General features: G+C 70.3%; 20 protein-coding genes and 1 tRNA gene. 9 read left to right on the top strand and 12 right to left on the bottom strand.

Features of this window, described 5'->3' with window-relative positions; translation table 11 throughout:
- The first annotated feature begins 32 nt into the window (after window positions 1–32).
- From galT to galK, 3 genes are read left to right on the top strand one after another with little or no spacing between them, the layout of a single operon-like run.
- The gene (galT, locus tag ABZ848_RS02660) at window positions 33–1,091 is read left to right on the top strand and encodes a galactose-1-phosphate uridylyltransferase (protein WP_360824034.1); all 1,059 of its coding nucleotides are present in this window, start codon (window positions 33–35) and stop codon (window positions 1,089–1,091) included.
- The gene (gene galE / locus ABZ848_RS02655) at window positions 1,091–2,053 is read left to right on the top strand and encodes a UDP-glucose 4-epimerase GalE (RefSeq protein WP_360824031.1); all 963 of its coding nucleotides are present in this window, start codon (window positions 1,091–1,093) and stop codon (window positions 2,051–2,053) included. Before galT ends, galE begins: the two co-directional genes overlap by 1 nt.
- Window positions 2,053–3,201, top strand: coding sequence for a galactokinase (gene galK, locus ABZ848_RS02650; protein ID WP_360824028.1), 1,149 nt, complete (start codon window positions 2,053–2,055; stop codon window positions 3,199–3,201). The genes galE and galK overlap by 1 nt, the downstream gene beginning before the upstream one ends.
- On the opposite strand, the gene ABZ848_RS02645 is transcribed toward galK, so the two are convergent.
- Window positions 3,194–3,649, bottom strand: coding sequence for a GNAT family N-acetyltransferase (locus tag ABZ848_RS02645; protein ID WP_360824025.1), 456 nt, complete (start codon window positions 3,647–3,649; stop codon window positions 3,194–3,196). The two genes, galK and ABZ848_RS02645, sit on opposite strands and share 8 nt — an antisense overlap.
- A gap of 258 nt (window positions 3,650–3,907) precedes the next feature.
- Here ABZ848_RS02645 and ABZ848_RS02640 point away from each other — a divergent pair, with 258 nt between their 5' ends.
- On the top strand, window positions 3,908–4,675 hold the full coding sequence (locus ABZ848_RS02640; protein WP_242765693.1) for a response regulator transcription factor: 768 nt from the start codon (window positions 3,908–3,910) through the stop codon (window positions 4,673–4,675).
- A gap of 139 nt (window positions 4,676–4,814) precedes the next feature.
- Here the strand turns inward: ABZ848_RS02640 and tamR are convergent, their stop codons facing one another.
- Complete coding sequence (gene tamR / locus ABZ848_RS02635) at window positions 4,815–5,312, bottom strand: MarR family transcriptional regulator TamR (RefSeq protein ID WP_266515829.1); 498 nt, start codon at window positions 5,310–5,312, stop codon at window positions 4,815–4,817.
- Between the two features lie 89 nt (window positions 5,313–5,401).
- Here tamR and ABZ848_RS02630 point away from each other — a divergent pair, with 89 nt between their 5' ends.
- From ABZ848_RS02630 to ABZ848_RS02620, 3 genes are read left to right on the top strand one after another with little or no spacing between them, the layout of a single operon-like run.
- On the top strand, window positions 5,402–6,214 hold the full coding sequence (locus ABZ848_RS02630) for a trans-aconitate 2-methyltransferase (RefSeq protein WP_360824021.1): 813 nt from the start codon (window positions 5,402–5,404) through the stop codon (window positions 6,212–6,214).
- Window positions 6,214–6,585 carry a VOC family protein gene (locus ABZ848_RS02625; RefSeq protein WP_360824018.1) on the top strand — a complete coding sequence of 124 codons (372 nt, stop codon included), beginning with the start codon at window positions 6,214–6,216 and terminating at the stop codon, window positions 6,583–6,585. The genes ABZ848_RS02630 and ABZ848_RS02625 overlap by 1 nt, the downstream gene beginning before the upstream one ends.
- 53 nt (window positions 6,586–6,638) lie before the next feature.
- Entirely contained in the window at window positions 6,639–6,812 is a 174-nt protein-coding gene (locus ABZ848_RS02620) for a CsbD family protein (protein ID WP_242765698.1), read from the top strand.
- 18 nt (window positions 6,813–6,830) lie between these two features.
- Here ABZ848_RS02620 and ABZ848_RS02615 read toward each other — a convergent pair whose 3' ends face one another.
- The gene (locus tag ABZ848_RS02615) at window positions 6,831–7,508 is read right to left on the bottom strand and encodes a TetR/AcrR family transcriptional regulator (RefSeq protein WP_242765699.1); all 678 of its coding nucleotides are present in this window, start codon (window positions 7,506–7,508) and stop codon (window positions 6,831–6,833) included.
- A complete protein-coding gene (locus tag ABZ848_RS02610) occupies window positions 7,505–8,515 on the bottom strand; it encodes a fatty acid desaturase (protein ID WP_360824013.1) in 1,011 nt (336 codons plus the stop codon). The genes ABZ848_RS02615 and ABZ848_RS02610 overlap by 4 nt, the downstream gene beginning before the upstream one ends.
- 311 nt (window positions 8,516–8,826) lie before the next feature.
- Between ABZ848_RS02610 and ppc the strand changes: the two genes are divergently transcribed.
- The gene (gene ppc, locus ABZ848_RS02605) at window positions 8,827–11,568 is read left to right on the top strand and encodes a phosphoenolpyruvate carboxylase (RefSeq protein ID WP_360824010.1); all 2,742 of its coding nucleotides are present in this window, start codon (window positions 8,827–8,829) and stop codon (window positions 11,566–11,568) included.
- 69 nt (window positions 11,569–11,637) lie between these two features.
- Here the strand turns inward: ppc and ABZ848_RS02600 are convergent, their stop codons facing one another.
- The 8 genes from ABZ848_RS02600 to ABZ848_RS02565 form a co-directional block, all read right to left on the bottom strand.
- Window positions 11,638–12,303 carry an LPXTG cell wall anchor domain-containing protein gene (locus ABZ848_RS02600; protein WP_360824007.1) on the bottom strand — a complete coding sequence of 222 codons (666 nt, stop codon included), beginning with the start codon at window positions 12,301–12,303 and terminating at the stop codon, window positions 11,638–11,640.
- Window positions 12,304–12,438: 135 nt separating this feature from the next.
- Entirely contained in the window at window positions 12,439–12,951 is a 513-nt protein-coding gene (locus ABZ848_RS02595) for a hypothetical protein (protein ID WP_360824342.1), read from the bottom strand.
- A 42-nt stretch (window positions 12,952–12,993) separates the two neighbouring features.
- Window positions 12,994–13,596, bottom strand: coding sequence for an aminoacyl-tRNA hydrolase (gene pth / locus ABZ848_RS02590; protein ID WP_360824004.1), 603 nt, complete (start codon window positions 13,594–13,596; stop codon window positions 12,994–12,996).
- A gap of 69 nt (window positions 13,597–13,665) precedes the next feature.
- Window positions 13,666–14,262 (bottom strand): 50S ribosomal protein L25/general stress protein Ctc, encoded by a 597-nt coding sequence (locus ABZ848_RS02585; protein ID WP_360824001.1) that lies wholly within the window; start codon window positions 14,260–14,262, stop codon window positions 13,666–13,668.
- A gap of 148 nt (window positions 14,263–14,410) precedes the next feature.
- Window positions 14,411–15,385, bottom strand: a complete 975-nt coding sequence (locus ABZ848_RS02580) for a ribose-phosphate diphosphokinase (RefSeq protein WP_360823998.1) — start codon at window positions 15,383–15,385, stop codon at window positions 14,411–14,413.
- A gap of 75 nt (window positions 15,386–15,460) precedes the next feature.
- Complete coding sequence (gene glmU, locus ABZ848_RS02575; protein WP_360823995.1) at window positions 15,461–16,909, bottom strand: bifunctional UDP-N-acetylglucosamine diphosphorylase/glucosamine-1-phosphate N-acetyltransferase GlmU; 1,449 nt, start codon at window positions 16,907–16,909, stop codon at window positions 15,461–15,463.
- A 113-nt stretch (window positions 16,910–17,022) separates the two neighbouring features.
- A tRNA-Gln gene (locus ABZ848_RS02570) sits at window positions 17,023–17,099 on the bottom strand.
- A 14-nt stretch (window positions 17,100–17,113) separates the two neighbouring features.
- Complete coding sequence (locus tag ABZ848_RS02565; protein ID WP_360824339.1) at window positions 17,114–17,977, bottom strand: hypothetical protein; 864 nt, start codon at window positions 17,975–17,977, stop codon at window positions 17,114–17,116.
- 168 nt (window positions 17,978–18,145) lie between these two features.
- Here ABZ848_RS02565 and ABZ848_RS02560 point away from each other — a divergent pair, with 168 nt between their 5' ends.
- Window positions 18,146–19,456: a histidine kinase gene (locus tag ABZ848_RS02560; RefSeq protein WP_360823992.1), complete on the top strand. Its 1,311-nt coding sequence runs from the start codon at window positions 18,146–18,148 to the stop codon at window positions 19,454–19,456.
- Window positions 19,457–19,509 lie beyond the last annotated feature (53 nt).

Here is a 19,509-nt window from a genome sequence, read left to right as displayed (position 1 = left end):
TGATGATTGAGTGGCTCGAATAGGGAGTCGCAGTGAAGAAGACCTCGACCCGGCTGGCCGACGGTCGCGAGCTCATCTACTACGACCTGCGCGACGACAACGTGCGGGACGCGGTGGACCGGCGTCCGCTGGAGCGGACCGTCACGACCTCCGAGATCCGCCTCGACCCGCTGCTCGGCGACTCGGTGGCGATCGCCTCGCACCGCCAGGGCCGCACCTACCACCCGCCGGCCGACGAGTGTCCGCTGTGCCCCTCCGAGGGCGACCGGCTCAGCGAGATCCCGGACTCGTCGTACGACGTCGTGGTCTTCGAGAACCGTTTCCCCTCGCTGGCCGGCGACTCCGGCCGCTGTGAGGTGGTCTGCTTCACCTCCGACCACAACGCCTCCTTCGCCGACCTCACCGAGGAGCAGGCCGCGCTGGTCCTGGAGGCGTGGACGGACCGCACCTCGGAGCTGTCGCATCTCTCCTCCGTGGAACAGGTGTTCTGCTTCGAGAACCGCGGCGAGGAGATCGGCGTGACGCTCGGTCACCCGCACGGCCAGATCTACGCGTACCCGTTCACCACCCCGCGCACCGCCCTGATGCTGCGTTCACTCGCAACTCATAAGGAGGCGACGGGAGGTGAGAACCTCTTCGACGCCGTTCTCGACAGCGAACTCGCCGGTGAGCGGGTCGTCCTGGAGGGTGAACACTGGGTCGCCTTCGTGCCGTACTCCGCGCACTGGCCGTACGAGGTCCACCTGTACCCGAAGCGCCGGGTGCCGGACCTGCTCGGGCTCGACGAGGAGGCGCGCACAGAGTTCCCCAAGGTCTATCTGGAACTCTTGAGGCGCTTCGACCGGATCTTCGGCGAGGGTGAGCCCAAGACGCCGTACATCGCGGCCTGGCATCAGGCCCCGTTCGGCGCGCTGGAGGAGTTCGAGGGCGTCAACCGTGACGACTTCGCGCTCCACCTCGAGCTTTTCACCATCCGCCGGACCTCCGGCAAGCTGAAGTTCCTCGCGGGTTCCGAGTCCGGCATGAGCGTGTTCATCAACGACATCCGGCCGGAGGCCGCGGCCGAGCGACTGCGAGAGGTAGCGAGTTGATGAAGTACCTGGTGACGGGTGGCGCGGGTTACGTCGGCAGTGTCGTGGCCCAGCACCTGCTGGAGGCCGGCCACGAGGTCGTCGTCCTCGACAACCTCTCGACCGGCTTCCGCGAGGGCGTCCCGTCCGGCGCGACGTTCGTCGAGGGCGACATCCGGGACGCCGCCAAGTGGCTGGACCCCTCCTTCGAGGCGGTGCTGCACTTCGCCGCCTCGTCCCAGGTCGGCGAGTCCGTCGTCAAGCCCGAGAAGTACTGGGAGAACAACGTCGGCGGCACCATGGCGCTGCTCGGCGCGATGCGCGAGGCCGGCGTCCGCAAGCTGGTCTTCTCCTCCACGGCCGCCACGTACGGCGAGCCGAAGGAGGTCCCGATCGTCGAGACCGCCGAGACGGCCCCCACCAACCCGTACGGCGCCACCAAGCTCGCCGTCGACCACATGATCACCGGCGAGGCGGCCGCCCACGGCCTGGGCGCGGTCTCCCTGCGCTACTTCAACGTGGCGGGCGCGTACGGGCGGTACGGCGAGCGGCACGACCCCGAGTCCCACCTGATCCCGCTGGTCCTCCAGGTCGCCCAGGGCAGGCGCGAGGCCATCTCGGTCTTCGGCGACGACTACCCGACCCCGGACGGCACCTGCGTCCGCGACTACATCCACGTCGCGGACCTGGCCGAGGCCCACCTGCTCGCCGTACGGCACGCCACGCCCGGCGAGCACCTGATCTGCAACCTCGGCAACGGCGAGGGCTTCTCGGTGCGCGAGGTCGTCGAGACGGTCCGCAAGGTCACGGGCCACCCGATCCCGGAGGTCGTGGCCCCGCGCCGCGGCGGCGACCCGGCGGTCCTGGTGGCCTCCGCGCAGGCCGCCCACGAGAAGCTCGGCTGGAACCCGTCCCGCGCGGACCTCGCGGGCATCGTCGCGGACGCGTGGGAGTTCGCGCAGAAGATCGCAAGGGAGCAGTAGTGGAGCAGGTGCAGCGCGGTTTCGTGGAGCTCTACGGGACCGAGCCCGAGGGCGTCTGGTCGGCGCCTGGCCGCGTCAACCTCATCGGTGAGCACACCGACTACAACGACGGCTTCGTGATGCCCTTCGCGCTGCCGCACACCGCCGTCGCGGCCGTCTCCCGGCGTGAGGACGGCGTACTGCGCCTGCACTCGGCGGACGTCGAGGGCGGCGTCGTCGAGCTGCGCCTGGACGACCTGGCCCCCGAGTCCGACCGGAACTGGACGGCGTACCCCGCGGGCGTGGTCTGGGCGCTGCGCGAGGCCGGCCACGCGGTGACCGGCGCCGACGTCCACCTCGCCTCGACGGTCCCGTCGGGCGCGGGCCTGTCGTCCTCGGCGGCCCTGGAGGTCGTCATCGCGCTCGCCCTCAACGACCTGTACGAACTCGGCCTGCAGCGCTGGCAGCTGGCCCGGCTGTGCCAGCGCGCCGAGAACGTCTACGTGGGCGCGCCGACCGGGATCATGGACCAGACGGCCTCCGCGTGCTGCGAGGAGGGCCACGCCCTGTTCCTCGACACCCGGGACCTCTCCCAGAAGCAGATCCCCTTCGACCTGGCCGCCGAGGGCATGCGCCTGCTGGTGGTCGACACCCAGGTCAAGCACGCCCACAGCGACGGCGAGTACGGCAAGCGCCGGGCGGGCTGCGAGCGGGGCGCGGCGCTGCTGGGCGTGGACGCGCTGCGGGATGTCCCGTACGACGGTCTCGACGACGCCCTGGCCCAACTCGGGGACGACGAGGAGGCGGTCCGGCTGGTCCGGCACGTCGTCACCGAGGACGAGCGGGTGGAGCGGGTGGTCGCGCTGCTGGAGTCGGGCGAGACCCGCGCGATCGGCCCGGTCCTGGTGGCCGGCCACGCCTCCCTCCGCGACGACTTCCGCATCTCCTGCCCGGAGCTGGACCTGGTCGTCGACACGGCCCTCGCCTCCGGCGCCCTGGGCGCCCGCATGACCGGCGGCGGCTTCGGCGGCTCGGCGATCGTCCTGGCGGAGGCGAGCGAGGTGGACACGATCTCGAAGGCGGTCGAGGAGGCGTTCGCGGCGGCGGGCTTCACCGCGCCGCGCGTCTTCGAGGCGGTGCCCGCGGCGGGCGCGCGCCGACTCAGTTGAGTCGCTTCGTCAGCGTGTACTCCGTGATCCCCGGCGGATAGTCGGGGATCACGCACACCACCTCGTACCCCTGCTTCCTGTAGAACCCCGGGGCCTGGAAGTCCCACGTCTCCACCCGGGAGCGGTCGCAGCCGCGTTCGCCGCTCGCGATCCGTTCCGCCTCCGCGAGCAGTTGCGAACCCAGGCGGGTGCCGCGGTGGGTCTCGTCGACCCACAGGTAGGTGATGTGCAGCCAGCTCGTCCAGGTGTGGCCGACGAGTCCGCCGGCGAGTTCGCCTCCTTCCGCCAACGCCCAGACGTGGAGCGGAAGTTCGCGTTCACCTGGGGTTCCGCGCAGGGCGCGGAGCACGGGGGAGGCCGCCGTGTTGGTGTCCCGCAGCCGCATTCGGAGAAGATCGCGCCGGGCCTTGTCGACTTCTGTCTCAAGACGAAACATGCGGCTCACCATAAACGCGTCGGTCGGCCAGTTCTGCAAATTACCTTCCGCTCCCGGCCCCCGGCCGTACCCTGATGAACAGCACCGGTGGGGGCCGGTGCTGATCAGGGGGCGAGACAGTCGGGTACGACACCCGAAGTGGGGGTAGCAGTTTCCGCACGGCGGCGGCCGTGGTGGGCCATCGCGCTTCGGGCGTCGTACCTGCGCCCGTACCGTCTCCCGACAAAGGGGTATCCCCTGCTCTTCAAGGAGCTTGGGGAAGGGGGTTTCGTGGTTCGCATCCGAGTGCTGGTCGTCGACGACCACCGCATCTTCGCCGAGTCGCTCGCCGCCGCCCTGGCGGCCGAGCCCGACGTCGACGTCTCCGCCGCGGGCAGCGGTCCCGCCGCGCTGCGCAGCCTGGAGCGCGCGGCCGCCGAGGGGCGCCGTTTCGACGTACTGCTGGTCGACTCCGATCTGGGCGGCAACGTACAGGGCATACGCCCCGCCGTGCCGGTCCAGGACAACAACGAGGACGGGCTCGTCGACGGGATCTCGCTGGTCGCCGGGGTGCGCACCGCGCAGCCGGGCGTACGGATCGTCGTGCTCGCCGAGAAGGACGATCCCCGGCGGGCGGCGCTCGCCCTGCAGGCCGGGGCCTCCGGCTGGGTCGCCAAGGACTGCTCGCTGTCCCGGCTGCTCAATGTCATACGAGGGGTACTGCGCGACGAGACCCATCTGCCGCCGGCCCTGCTCACGGGCGTCCTGCGGGAGCTGACGGCGGCGCGCAAACACCGCACCGAGAGCGAACGGCTCGTGGAGTCGCTGACCCCGCGGGAGCGGGAGGTGCTCCGGTGCATGGTCGCGGGCCTCGGCCGCAAGGCCGTCGCCGAGCGGCTCTTCCTCTCCCCGCACACGGTCCGCACCCACATGCAGAACGTCCTCGGCAAACTGGGCGTCCACTCCACCCTCGCCGCGGTCGCGCTGGCGCGCCGGGCGGGTGTGGGGCCGGTCGACCTAGCCGGGGATGTCGTCGAACGGGGCGGTCAGTTGGCGTAGGGAAGCAACAGCGCCTGACCAACACCGCTGGGCGGCAACGCCTGAGGGGCGCGGGGAACTGCGCGACCAGCCACAACGGCGCCGCAGTCGAACAACGACCTGGCGCGGCACTACCCAAACGGCTCTCCCAGCGGAGCGCCTAGCCGGGGATGTTGTCGAACGGGGCGGTCAGCTGGCGCAGGAGGCCCGCGAGTTCGCCTCGCTGGGCCCGGGAGAGCTCGGCCAGGATCGCGCGCTCCTGGTCGAGCAGTCCGGCCAGGGCCTGGTCCGCGCGGTCCTGGCCCTCTTCGGTCAGGCGCACCAGCACCCCGCGCCGGTCGCTGGGGTCGGGCAGCCGCTCCACCAGGCCCTTCTTGGCCAGCCGGTCGATGCGGTTCGTCATCGTGCCCGAGGTGACCAGGGTCTGCGTCAGCAGCTGTCCGGGCGAGAGCTGATACGGCGTCCCGGCGCGCCTGAGCGCGGTCAGCACGTCGAACTCCCAGGGCTCCAGGCTGTGCTCGGCGAAGGCCAGCCGGCGCGCCCGGTCCAGGTGCCGGGCCAGTCTGCTCACCCGGCTGAGCACCTCGAGCGGTTCCACGTCGAGGTCCGGGCGCTCCCGGCGCCATGCTGCGACCAGCCGATCGACCTCGTCCTCCATGGCGATCAGTGTAGTGGTTGTGTCGATGTGAAGTCTCTTGAAGTCGAGTCTCTTGACATCGAGATAAATTTCCCGGGAAGGTGGATGGTATGAAGACGCCCACCTGGGACCCGGCCCAGTACCTCCGCCACGCCGGCCACCGCGCCCGCCCCTTCGTCGACCTGCTCGCCCGCGTCCCCGACCTGCCCTCGGCGCAGCCCGCCGTCGCCGACCTGGGCTGCGGCCCCGGCAACGTCACGGTGCTGCTCGCCGACCGCTGGCCCACCGCGCACATCACCGGGTACGACAACTCGCCCGAGATGCTCGACCAGGCGCTGGTGGAGCACGAGGGGCCGACGCCGGGCGGCGGACGCCTCGACTTCTCCCACGCCGACGTCCGCACCTGGGCGCCCCCGCGGCCGTACGACCTGATCGTGTCCAATGCCACGCTGCAGTGGGTGCCGGGGCACGCGGAGCGCTTCGCCGACTGGATCGCCGGGCTCGTCCCCGGCGGGACCTTCGCCTTCCAGGTGCCCGGCAACTTCTCCGCCCCCAGCCACCAGCTGATGCGCGAACTCGCCCACTCCGCCCGCTGGAAGGACCGCCTCGCCGAGACCCTCCGGCACGACGACGCGGTGCTCGCGCCGGAGACCTACCTGGAGAAGCTGACCGCGCTCGGCTGCGAGGCGGACGTCTGGGAGACCACGTACGTCCATCTCCTGGGCGGGGAGGACCCGGTCCTCGACTGGGTGAAGGGGACGGGGCTGCGGCCGGTCCTCACCGCCCTCGCCGATGATCCGGCGGCCCGGGAGGAGTTCGTCGCCGAGTACCGTGCGGCGCTGCGGGAGGCCTATCCGGCGACCGCGCACGGCACCCCGTTCCCGTTCCGCCGTATCTTCGCCGTGGCCCGCAAGGAGGCCTGATGCTGACGGCCGTCGACCATGTGCAGCTGGCGGCACCGGTGGGGTGCGAGGACCTTCTGCGCGCGTACTACGCCGACGTCCTGGGCATGGAGGAGATCCCGAAGCCGCCGGTGCTCGCGGCGCGGGGCGGGTGCTGGTTCCGGGCAGGGGCGGTGCAGCTGCACCTGGGGATCGAGGCCGACTTCAGGCCTGCCAAGAAGGCGCATCCGGGGCTGCTGGTCAAGGACATCGAGGCGTATGCGGAACGGCTCGCGGCGGGTGGCGCCCCGGTCGTCTGGGACCACGGGCTGCCCGGTCACCGGCGCTTCTACTCCGAGGATCCGGTGGGCAACCGGCTGGAGTTCCTGGAACCGGTTTGTCCGACCTCGTGAGGGTTACCCGCCGTGGCGTAAGGCGAGTCCCGTGTCACTGGGAGTGATCCGCGATGGCAGGCGAACAGAAGGCCAAGGGCAAGAAGGAACAGGCCAAGGGCAAGGCCGAGGAGACCATCGGCCGCGCCGTCGGCAACGAGAGCATGGAGGCCAAGGGGCGGCTGCGGCAGTCGAAGGGCGACGCCCGCCAGGCCAAGGAGAAGGCCAAGGACGCCTTCAAGCACTGACAAGTACTGACAGGCAGCTCAGCTCTTGCGGCGCCCTATCAGGTGCGGCTTCGCCTCCAGGCCGTCCAGGCCGTGCCAGGCCAGGTTCACCAGATGGGCGGCGACCTCCGCCTTCTTCGGGCGCCGCACGTCCAGCCACCACTGGCCGGTCAGCGCGACCATGCCGACCAGGGCCTGGGCGTAGAGGGGCGCCAGCTTGGGGTCGAAGCCGCGGCTCTTGAACTCGCGGCCCAGGATGTCCTCCACCTGGGTCGCGATGTCCGAGATCAGCGACGCGAAGGACCCCGTCGACTGGGGGATGGGGGAGTCACGGACCAGGATGCGGAAGCCGTCCGTGTACTCCTCGATGTAGTCCAGGAGGGCGAAGGCCGCCTGCTCGCAGAGCTCACGGGGATGACCGGCGGTCAGCGAGCTGGTCACCATGTCCAGCAGGCGCCGCATCTCGCGGTCCACCACCACCGCGTACAGGCCCTCCTTGCCGCCGAAGTGCTCGTACACCACCGGCTTGGAGACCCCGGCCTTCGCCGCGATCTCCTCGACCGACGTGGCCTCGAAGCCCTTCGCGGCGAAGAGGGTGCGACCGATCTCCAGCAGCTGGGCCCGGCGCTCGGCGCCCGTCATCCGGGTGCGACGCGCTCGCCGCGGCTTCTCTGGACTCGGGGTGCTGCTCGGATCGGTCGCCACGGCGTCAATCATGCCGCCTCGGCCGTCTCCTTCCGGCGCCGAGAGCCCTCTTGGCCGGTGTTACGGCGTGAATCGATACGGGAGCGTGACGGCCAGCGCACGTCGTAGGCCCAGCCGAGCTGCTCGCACCAGCGAATGATCCGCGCCGAGGAGTCCACCTGCCGGCGCTCCACACCGTGCCGCGCGGAGGTCGGGTCGGCGTGGTGCAGGTTGTGCCAGGACTCGCCGCAGGACAGCACGGCCAGCCACCACACGTTGCCCGAACGGTCGCGCGACTTGAACGGCCGCTTGCCGACCGCGTGGCAGATCGAGTTGATCGACCAGGTCACGTGGTGCAGCAAGGCCACCCGAACGAGCGACCCCCAGAAGAACCCGGTGAACGCGCCCCACCAGGACATCGTCGCCAGACCGCCGATCAGCGGGGGCAGCGCGAGGGACAGCATCGTCCAGTAGATGAACTGCCGGGAGATCGTCCGGATCGCCGGGTCCTTGATCAGGTCCGGGGCGTACTTGTCCTGCGGCGTCTGCTCCTCGTCGAACATCCAGCCGATGTGCGCCCACCACAGGCCCTTCATCAGCGCAGGCAGCGTCTCGCCGAAGCGCCACGGGGAGTGCGGGTCGCCCTCGGCGTCGGAGAACTTGTGGTGCTTGCGGTGGTCGGCGACCCAGCGCACCAGCGGACCCTCCACCGCCATCGAACCGGCGATCGCCAGCGCGATCCGCAGCGGCCGCTTCGCCTTGAAGGAACCGTGGGTGAAGTAGCGGTGGTAACCGATCGTCACGCCGTGGCAGCCGAGGTAGTAGAAGAACACCAGCAGGCCGAGGTCCAGCCAGCTCACTCCCCAGCCCCAGGCCAGCGGCACCGCGGCGATCAGGGCCAGGAAGGGGACGACGATGAAGAGGAGAAGAGCGATCTGCTCGATCGACCCCTTCTTGTCGCCGCCGAGAGTTCCCGAAGGGACAGGGGTGTCGTTGTTCGCCTTCGGGGCGTCATCGATCACATCGGAACTTGTGGTCATGGGGCGTCCCCTGTGGGGTCGAGGGTTGAGGCAGTGCCGGGTCGGCTAGAGGGACCGTGCCCGGGTTCCGTTACAACGATCCCTACGGTTCCGTAACCTACGGCGTCGTAAGTATGGCAGTGCGCCGCCCGGCGGCAAGAGCCCGAGAGTCTGCGCGTCCGCATGGACACCTATCCTTGGAGTCGGTCGGACAGCGCGGTCCGCTCTGATTCCTTCCCGGAAGTCAGGGCCGTATGCGGCACCCGCCGCGCGGCCCCGGCCAGCCGGGTTCCCCTGCCGGACGAGCTTCAACACTGCAAGGAGCCGCACCTGTGAGCAGTGCCGACGACCAGACCGTGTCCCGGGCGACCACCAGCCCCGAGCTACGCGCCGACATCCGCCGGCTGGGTGACCTCCTGGGCGAGGCCCTCGTCCGGCAGGAGGGTCCCGAGCTGCTGGAACTCGTCGAGAAGGTCCGCCGCCTGACCCGCGAGGACGGCGAGGCCGCCGCCGAGCTGCTGCGCGGCACCGAACTGGAGACCGCCGCCAAGCTGGTGCGCGCCTTCTCGACCTACTTCCACCTGGCCAACGTGACCGAGCAGGTGCACCGCGGCCGCGAGCTGCGCGCCCGGCGTGCCGCCGAGGGCGGCCTGCTGGCCCGCACGGCCGACCGCCTCAAGGACGCCGACCCCGAGCACCTGCGCCAGACCGTCGCCAACCTGAACGTCCGGCCGGTGTTCACCGCGCACCCCACCGAGGCCGCGCGCCGCTCGGTCCTCAACAAGCTCCGGCGCATCGCGGCGCTTCTGGAGACCCCGGTCATCGAGTCCGACCGGCGCCGCTACGACACCCGTCTGGCCGAGAACATCGACCTCGTCTGGCAGACGGACGAGCTGCGTGTCGTACGTCCGGAGCCCGCCGACGAGGCCCGCAACGCCATCTACTACCTGGACGAGCTGCACGCGGGCGCGGTCGGCGACGTCCTGGAGGACCTCACGGCCGAGCTGGAGCGGGTCGGCGTGAAGCTCCCGGACGACACCCGTCCGCTGACCTTCGGCACCTGGATCGGCGGCGACCGCGACGGCAACCCGAACGTCACCCCCCAGGTCACCTGGGACGTCCTGATCCTCCAGCACGAGCACGGCATCAACGACGCCCTGGAGATGGTCGACGAGCTGCGCGGCTTCCTCTCCAACTCCATCCGCTACACGGGCGCCACCCAGGAGCTCCTCGACTCCCTCCAGGCCGACCTGGAGCGCCTCCCGGAGATCAGCCCCCGCTACAAGCGCCTCAACGCCGAGGAGCCCTACCGCCTCAAGGCCACCTGCATCCGGCAGAAGCTGGAGAACACCAAGCAGCGCCTGGCCCGGGGCATCCCGCACCAGGAGGGCCACGACTACCTCGGCACCTCCGAACTGCTGGCCGACCTCACCCTCATCCAGTCCTCCCTGCGCGAGCACCGCGGCGGCCTCTTCGCCGACGGCCGCCTGGACCGTACGATCCGCACGCTCGCCGCCTTCGGCCTCCAGCTCGCCACCATGGACGTACGGGAGCACGCGGACGCCCACCACCACGCGCTCGGCCAGCTCTTCGACCGGCTCGGCGAGGAGTCCTGGCGGTACGCCGACATGCCTCGCGAGTACCGGTCGCGGCTGCTCGCGAAGGAGCTGCGGTCCCGCCGTCCGCTGGCCCCGACCCCGGCGCCCGTGGACGCGGCCGGCGCCAAGACCCTCGGCGTGTTCGAGACGGTCAAGAAGGCCCTGGAGGTCTTCGGGCCCGAGGTCATCGAGTCGTACATCATCTCGATGTGCCAGGGCGCCGACGACGTCTTCGCCGCGGCCGTGCTCGCCCGCGAGGCGGGCCTGATCGACCTGCACGCCGGCTGGGCGAAGATCGGCATCGTGCCGCTCCTGGAGACCACGGACGAGCTCAAGGCCGCCGACACCATCCTGGAGGACATGCTCGCCGACCCGTCCTACCGGCGCCTGGTCGCGCTCCGGGGCGACGTCCAGGAGGTCATGCTCGGCTACTCCGACTCCTCCAAGTTCGGCGGCATCACCACCTCGCAGTGGGAGATCCACCGGGCGCAGCGCCGCTTGCGTGACGTGGCCCACCGGTACGGCGTACGCCTGCGCCTCTTCCACGGCCGCGGCGGCACCGTCGGCCGCGGTGGGGGTCCCTCGCACGACGCGATCCTCGCCCAGCCCTGGGGCACCCTGGAGGGCGAGATCAAGGTGACCGAGCAGGGCGAGGTCATCTCCGACAAGTACCTCGTGCCGTCGCTGGCCCGCGAGAACCTCGAACTGACCGTCGCCGCCACGCTCCAGGCCTCCGCCCTGCACACCGCCCCGCGCCAGTCCGACGAGGCGCTGGCCCGCTGGGACGCCGCGATGGACGTCGTGTCGGACGCCGCGCACGCCGCCTACCGCAGGCTCGTCGAGGACCCGGACCTGCCGACGTACTTCCTCGCGTCGACGCCGGTGGACCAGCTCGCTGACCTGCACCTCGGCTCGCGGCCCTCCCGCCGCCCCGGCTCGGGCGTCTCGCTCGACGGACTGCGCGCCATCCCGTGGGTGTTCGGCTGGACCCAGTCCCGGCAGATCGTCCCGGGTTGGTTCGGCGTCGGCTCCGGTCTGAAGGCGCTGCGCGAGGCGGGCCTGGACACCGTGCTCGACGAGATGCACGAACAGTGGCACTTCTTCCGCAACTTCATCTCCAACGTCGAGATGACCCTCGCCAAGACGGACCTGCGGATCGCCGCCCACTACGTCGACACCCTCGTCCCGGACGAGCTGAAGCACGTCTTCGACACCATCCGCGCCGAGCACGAACTGACCGTGCGCGAGGTGCTCCGGGTCACCGGCGAGGCCGAACTCCTCGACGCCGCCCCGGTGTTGAAGCAGACCTTCAGCATCCGCGACGCCTACCTGGACCCGATCTCCTACCTCCAGGTGACCCTCCTCAAGCGCCAGCGCGACGCGGTGGCCGCCGGCGAGGAGCCCGACCCGCTGCTGTCCCGCGCCCTGCTCCTCACGGTCAACGGCGTGGCGGCGGGCCTGCGCAACACCGGCTGACGACTGTGCAATTGGGAGTGCCCCCGAGCCTCGTACCGGCTCGGGGGCACTTCCGTCTCTTCTTCTACGTCAGACCCGGCGCCGCCTGGCCAGGAGGTAGCCGCCCGCCGCGACCAGCGCCGCAGAGAGGCCGGCGAGCAGGCCGACGGGGGCGCCGTTGCCGGTCTCGGCGAGGTCCCCGGAGTCGCCGCCCTGCGCGGAGGGGGAGGCGGAGGCGGCCGCGCCGGCGGCCGGACTCGCGGACGACTCGGGCGAGGCGGACGCGGAGACCGACGCGGACGGCGTCGAGGTGGACGTCGTACCGCCGCCGCCCTTCGAGTCGTCCGGCGCGCAGTCGGTCCAGAACACCTTGTGCTTGGCGGCGCCCTTCTCGCCGGCGAAGTTCCAGAACAGCTTGTAGTGGCCGTCGGGCAGCGACAGGTCCTCCGTGCGGCCGTGGCCCTGGGCGTCCAGGACGATGTCGCCGGACTTCACGGTCTCGCCCTTGGTGTGGGCGGTCGGGGCCCAGGCCTCGATGTGCCAGCCGACCTGCTGGCCGCCGTCGAAGCCGAAGGCGTCCAGGTAGAAGGTGCAGACGTGCGGCTCGTTGCGCCTGAGCTCTTCGCCCGTCTTGGCGTCGTGGATCTTCACGGTCCCGTTGTCACCGGGAGCGGTGGCGTGGGCGGCGACCGGGGCGGCGAACAGCGTGGCCGCGGCGACGGCGGACAGGGCGCCGGCGCGGGTGAGGGTACGCATGGGGCAAGTCCATCTTCGAGTTACGGACGGGAAGATGTGGAGGGGGCGGCTCAGCTTCCAGCCGTGACTGACCCAGGGTCAATCACGAACAGGCAACACACAGACTCTCCACATACGGGAGAACGGGGAAAGCCGTCAGATCGTCACGAAAGCTGCCGTGAGCAGCGCGATCCCGGTCCCGGCCATGACCCACGCGGCCCGCGTCCGGCGCAGCCCGCCGGCCACGACCACCGACGCCAGCAGCAGCGCGCCGCCCATCGGGACCCAGGAGTACAGGATGCCGGCCGGCCCCGAGCGGACCACCTCGTCGCTGCCGGGCATGACGACCACGGTGTAGGTCCGCCCCTTCTTCACCGCGACGGTCCTGTCGATGACGACCCGCTCCCGGGCCGTCGACCCCTGCGAGACCGGCGTGTAGGGACCCGTGCAGGTGTCCGCCCCGCACCGCGTCACCTCGATCGTGCCGGTCTCCCGCCCCTTGGTGAGCATCACGTACGGCGCGGTCCGCCACGAGGCCCACACCCCGGCGATCAGGATCAGCGCCGCGACGGTACCCATCGCCGCGAGCCGCCCGAACCGCAGCGCGGCGGCGGAGGCCTGTCGAGGGGCCTGACGGGAGGCGGTGGCTGCGGGCATGGCCGGGATCATTGGCCATGCCCGCACGATCGGTCAACTCGGATGGGGGACAAGTCAGGAGTTGTACGTGCTTTGCGCGCGCTCCAGCCCCTCGATCACCAGGCACTCCACCGCGTCCGCCGCCCGGTCCACGAAGTAGTCCAGCTCCTTGCGCTCCGCCGAGGAGAAGTCCTTCAGCACGAAGTCGGCGACCTGCATCCGGCCGGGCGGGCGCCCGATGCCGAACCGCACCCGGTGGTACTCCGCCGAGAACGCCTTCGTCATCGACTTCAGCCCGTTGTGCCCGTTGTCGCCGCCGCCGAGCTTGAGACGCAGGACGCCGTAGTCGATGTCCAACTCGTCGTGCACGGCCACGATGTTGGAGACCGGGACCTTGTAGAAGTCCTTGAGCGCGTTCACCGGCCCGCCGGACAGGTTCATGTACGACATCGGCTTGGCCAGGATCACCCGCCGGTTCAGCGGCCCCGGCGGCCCGATCCGGCCCTCCACGACCTGCGCCTGGGCCTTGCCGGCCCGCTTGAACCTCCCCCCGATCCGCTCGGCCAGCAGATCGGCCACCATGAACCCGACGTTGTGCCGGTTCATGGCGTACTCGGGACCGGGGTTGCCGAGGCCGACGATCAGCCAGGGGGCATTGGCGGGGGTGGTCACGTCCATGTCTCCTCGATACACGCCAGCCGCTGCCCCGTACGGGAACAGCGGCTGACAGAAAAGTGAGCGTCAGGCTCAGGCCTCGGCGACCTCTTCGGCCGCGGCCTCCTCGCCCTCGACGGCCTCCTCGGCCTGCGCGGCCAGGACCTGCAGGACGACCGCGTCCTCCTCGACGGCCAGCGTGGTGCCGTTCGGGAGGGTGATGTCCTTGGCGAGAACGGAGGCGCCGGCCTCCAGGCCCTCGATGGAGACCGTGACGGCCTCGGGGATGTGGGTGGCCTCGGCCTCGACCGGCAGCGCGTTCAGGACGTGCTCCAGCAGGTAGCCGCCCGGGGCCAGCTCGCCCTCGGTGTGCACCGGGACCTCGACCGTGACCTTCTCGCCGCGCTTGACCAGCAGCAGGTCGACGTGCTCCAGGTAGCCCTTGATGGCGTCACGCTGGACGGCCTTCGGGATCGCCAGCTCGCTGGACTTGCCGTCGATGTCCAGGGAGATCAGGACGTTCGGCGTACGCAGGGCGAGCAGCAGGTCGTGGCCCGGAAGGGTCAGGTGCAGCGGGTCGGCACCGTGGCCGTACAGCACACCGGGGACCTTGGAGTCACGGCGGATGCGGCGGGCGGCGCCCTTGCCGAACTCGGTACGGGTCTGGGCGGAGATCTTGACCTCGGACATGATCACTCCTCGTAGTAACAGAACGGACGTGGTCACCCGGCCACGAACGGCCTGCTACGAAGAGCGCGTCGATAACGGAGGCGTGGCCTCCCTCGCCGAGCAACTGGAGCAGTCTACTCGGAGGGGGAGGCCGTACCCAAAAGGATCTTTACTGCTCGTCGAACAGGCTCGTCACCGAGCCGTCCTCGAAGACCTCGCGGACCGCGCTCGCGATCGTCGGCGCGATCGACAGGACCGTGATCTTGTCGAGGGCCAGCTCGCTCGGCGTCGGCAGCGTGTTCGTCAGGACGAACTCGCTCACCTTGGAGTTCTTCAGACGGTCGGCCGCCGGGCCGGACAGCACGCCGTGCGTCGCCGTCACGATGACGTCCTCCGCGCCGTGCGCGAACAGCGCGTCCGCCGCGGCGCAGATCGTGCCGCCAGTGTCGATCATGTCGTCGACGAGCACGCACACGCGGCCCTCGACCTCACCCACGACCTCGTGCACGGTGACCTGGTTCGCCACGTCCTTGTCGCGCCGCTTGTGCACGATCGCCAGGGGCGCGCCGAGCCGGTCGCACCAGCGGTCGGCCACCCGGACGCGACCGGCGTCCGGCGACACGACGGTCAGCTTGTTCCGGTCGACCTTCTGCCCCACGTAGTCCGCGAGCAGCGGCAGCGCGAACAGGTGGTCCACCGGGCCGTCGAAGAAGCCCTGGATCTGGTCCGTGTGCAGATCCACGGTCAGCAGCCGGTCCGCGCCCGCCGTCTTCATCAGGTCCGCGATCAGCCGCGCCGAGATGGGCTCGCGCCCGCGGTGCTTCTTGTCCTGACGGGCATAGCCGTAGAACGGCACGATGACGGTGATGGAGCGCGCCGAAGCCCTCTTCAGGGCGTCGATCATGATGAGCTGCTCCATGATCCACTGATTGATCGGAGCCGTGTGGCTCTGGATCACGAAGCAGTCCGCACCGCGCGCCGACTCCTGGTAGCGGACGTAGATCTCGCCGTTCGCGAAGTCGAAGGCCTTCGTCGGGACGACCCCGACCCCCAGCTGCTGGGCGACCTCCTCGGCAAGCTCGGGGTGGGCGCGGCCGGAGAAGAACATCATCTTCTTCTCGCCGGTCGTCTTGATCCCGGTCACAGCTGTCTCCTCAGAGGTGTCTCAACTGGGTGTGCACTTATCACGGTACGCCGAGTCCGGCGCGCCCGTTTCCGGTCAGTCTTCGCTCTCGACCTGCCGGGATGCCGCCTCCGCAGCCTTCGCGGCGGCGCTTCCCGGACGCTTGCGGGCGACCCAACCCTCGATATTCCGCTGCTGACCACGGGCCACGGCCAGCGAACCGGGCGGCACGTCCTTCGTGATCACGGACCCGGCGGCGGTGTACGAGCCGTCCCCGACCGTGACAGGAGCCACAAACATATTGTCCGAGCCGGTACGGCAGTGCGACCCGACGGTGGTGTGGTGCTTCTCCTGCCCGTCGTAGTTCACGAACACGCTGGCGGCGCCGATGTTGGTGTACTCGCCGATGGTCGCGTCACCGACGTAGGAGAGGTGCGGGATCTTGGTGCCCTCGCCGATCGAGGCGTTCTTGGTCTCGACGTACGTACCGATCTTGCCCTTCGTCCCCAGCCGCGTCCCGGGACGCAGATAGGCGTACGGCCCCACGCTCGCGCCCGCGCCGACCTCGGAGCTGTAGGCCACCGTGTTGTCCACGCGCGCGCCCGCGCCCACCGCGGTGTCCGTGAGGCGGCAGTTGGGGCCGACCTCGGCGCCCTCGGCGAGGTGCGTCGAGCCGTGCAGCTGGGTGCCCGGGTGGACGACGGCGTCCTGCTCGAAGGTGACGGTGACGTCGACCCAGGTGGTCGCGGGGTCGACGACCGTCACCCCGGCGAGCATCGCCTCGGTCAGGAGGCGGTCGTTGAGGATCCGCCGGGCCTCGCTCAGCTGCACCCGGTTGTTGATGCCGGCGATCTCGCGGTGGTCGCCGGCGACGGACGCCCCGACCCGGTGCCCGGCCTCGCGCAGGATCCCCAGCACATCGGTGAGGTACTCCTCGCCCTGGCTGTTGTCGGTCCGCACCTTCTTCAGCGCCTCGGCGAGCAGCTGCCCGTCGAAGGCGAACACACCGGAGTTGATCTCGCGGATGGCCCGCTGGGCGTCGGTCGCGTCCTTGTGCTCGACGATCTCGGTGACGGCGCCGGTGGCCCCGTCGCGCACGATGCGGCCGTAACCGGTGGCGTCCGGGACCTCGGCGGTCAGCACGGTCACGGCGTTCGAGTCGCCGGTGTGGGTGGTGGCGAGCTGCCGGAGGGTGGCGCCGGTGAGCAGCGGGGTGTCGCCGCAGACGACCACGACGGTGCCGTCGATGTTGCCGCCGAGCTGCTCCAGGGCGATCCGGACGGCGTGCCCGGTGCCGTTCTGCTCCTCCTGTACGGCGGTGCGTACGCCGGGGTCGATCTCGCCGAGATGCGCGCCGACCTTCTCCCGCGCGTGCCCGACCACGACGACCAGGTTCTCGGGGTCCAACTCACGGGCGGCGGCCAGTACATGGCCCACGAGGCTGCGGCCACAGATCTCGTGCAGGACCTTGGGTGTGGCCGACTTCATACGGGTGCCCTCACCCGCTGCGAGAACGACGACGGCTGCCGGGCGAATGGCGCTCACGGGGTTGCCCTTCGGCTTTTGGGATGGGTGGGGACATCCGCAGGATACCGGGGCGTTTCGTGAGGGACATGAGAGCGGGCCCTGACAGTGCTGTCAGGGCCCGAACCGGCTAGCTCCCGGGGCAGGAGTCGAACCTGCGTCTTACCTGGATTCAAAGTCCAGTCGCCCCTACCGACAGAGCAACCCGGGAATGCCGGGGTCAGCCTACGGGGTTCGCTGTTCGGCTGCCACCACCATCCCGGACCACCAGCCCTCGATGCGGCGGTACAGGTCCGCGCTCTTGAGGACTTTGATCACCAGGCAACCTCGGTAGGTCTCGCCGGTGTTCTTGCGGGTGGTCTTGGGGTTGTGCTTCTTGAGGGTCGTCTTGTTGAACGCAGAGCTGTCGGCGCCGACGAACTGGGCCCAGTAGCCTTCGGCGCCCGGGATGTCTGCCAGCTCGTGGATCATGACGCAATAGCGAAGGTGCTCACGTGCGACGCCTAGCAGGTCGAGCCAGGCCAGGAAGACCCGGATCATGCCAGGGTCACTGTTGACGAACGTGACCCTCTCGCGGCGGGCGTATGACTTGTCCTTGCTGCCCTCGGCCCAGTACAGGCCCACGCCGACCAGGAACAGTTCGCGATCGGTCAGCTTGCCGATGTCCTCTGCGGCTACCTGCTTGGTATGCGTGCGCTCCTCCTCTCTGATCTGCAGCTTGGCTTCCCAGCCCCGCCTCGCAATCGCTGAGGCTTCCTCTGTCGTCCGCTTCTTCCGCTCCGGCGTTGGCAGATCCCGTACCCACAACGAGATCGAACTCTTCGAGCACCCCAGCTCCACCTGGATCTGGTCGTACGTCCAGCCCTGGAGCCGTAGCTCCCGTGCCCTGTCTCTCAGGTCGTCCTTGGCGTTCGGGCGCTTCGTCCATTCCGGAGGCGGCTCGCCCTCCAAGAGGCGGTTGAGGATGTCGTTGTTGTCGACGTGGAGCCGGTCGCGGATCTGGCGTCGGCTGAGCCCCGCCCGCCGCAACGCGATCGCCCGCTCCCTCAGCCCCTCGAAGTCGGCGTACTTGCCGCATGTGTTCGCCATAGGCATACCCGTCCGGGCGGAACCCGATCTTCCGGGGTCGAACGGTGAGCGATTCAGCAGTTCGAGGTATTTCGGGGCGTTCCGCTTACGCTCCGTCACGCTGTGTGGTGTAGGCCAGTCACGGAAACTCACCGGAAAACGGGGCGCGGACGCCCGTAGGCTGGAGGCATGACCACGACGGGGGAAGTCCACGCCGCGGCCCGGGGAGGGCCGTGGTGGTGGGAGCGGTGGCGCAGTGCGGCGTTGGACGTGGGGCTCGCGGTCGCGTCCGCCGTGGAGTGTGCGTTCGAGGGGATCCGGTTCGCGCACGACGCGGGGATCCCCCTGGCCGCGGGGATCGTCTTCGGCGTGCTCGCCGGTTCCGCGCTGCTCGTGCGCCGGCAGTGGCCCATCGCCGTCGTACTGGTGTCGATCGCGATCACCCCGGCCCAGATGGGCTACCTCATGGGCATGGTCGGCCTCTACACCCTCGCCGCCTCGGAGCTGCCCCGCCGGATCATCGGCTCGCTCGCCGGCATGTCGCTGGTCGGGATGCTGATCGTGATGTTCGTGCGGGTGCAGCAGGACATGGCGCACGGGGACTGGAAACTCGGCGACTGGTTCGTGCCGTTCGCCGCGATCACCATCGCCATCGGGATGACCGCGCCTCCGCTGCTGCTGGGCCTGTACGTGGGGGCCCGGCGCCGGCTGATGGAGAGCCTGCGGGAGCGGGCGGACAGCCTGGAGCGGGAGTTGCAGCTGCTCGCCGAGCGCGCGGAGGAGCGCGCCGAGTGGGCGCGGGGCGAGGAACGGACGCGGATCGCGCGGGAGATGCACGACGTCGTCGCCCACCGGGTGAGCCTGATGGTCGTGCACGCGGCCGCCCTGCAGGCGGTGGCCCGCAAGGATCCGGAGAAGGCCGTGAAGAACGCCGCGCTCGTGGGCGACATGGGCCGGCAGGCGCTGACCGAGCTGCGGCAGATGCTCGGGGTGCTCAGGAGCGGGGACGGCGGGGTACGGCGGTCCGCGCAGGCCGCGGTTCCGCTCGCGGCGGTCGGGGTCGCCGCTGCCGTGGCGGCGTCCAGGGCCGCCGACGAGGGTGAGGGGCCCTGCCTCTCCGAACTGGACGAGCTGATCGGGCAGTCGGCGGCGGCCGGGATGGTCGTGGACCTGTCCGTCGAGGGCGAGACGCGGGTGTACGCCGCGCAGATCGAGCAGACCGCGTACCGCGTCGTCCAGGAGGCGCTGACGAACGTCCACAAGCACGCGGCCGGGGCGAAGACGCATGTACGGGTGGCGCACCGGGTCTCGGAGATCGCGATGCAGGTGGAGAACGAGCCGCCGCCGGAGGTCGCCTCGGCCTCGTCGGCACGGCTGCCGTCCGGCGGCAACGGCCTGGTGGGAATGAAGGAACGTGTCACCGGCCTGGGCGGCGTGTTCGTGTCGGGCCCGACGGACGCGGGGGGTTTCCGGGTGTCGGCGGTGATTCCGGCGGCGTAGGGGGTGTGACGCCGGGCGCCTGTATCGCCGTGACTCCGGGTGGCTGTGCGGCC

The organism is Streptomyces sp. NPDC047081, assembly GCF_040643775.1.
Taxonomy (GTDB): domain Bacteria; phylum Actinomycetota; class Actinomycetes; order Streptomycetales; family Streptomycetaceae; genus Streptomyces.
Note: the sequence above shows the minus strand (reverse complement) of the source record. Positions and strands in the feature narration are given on the sequence as shown.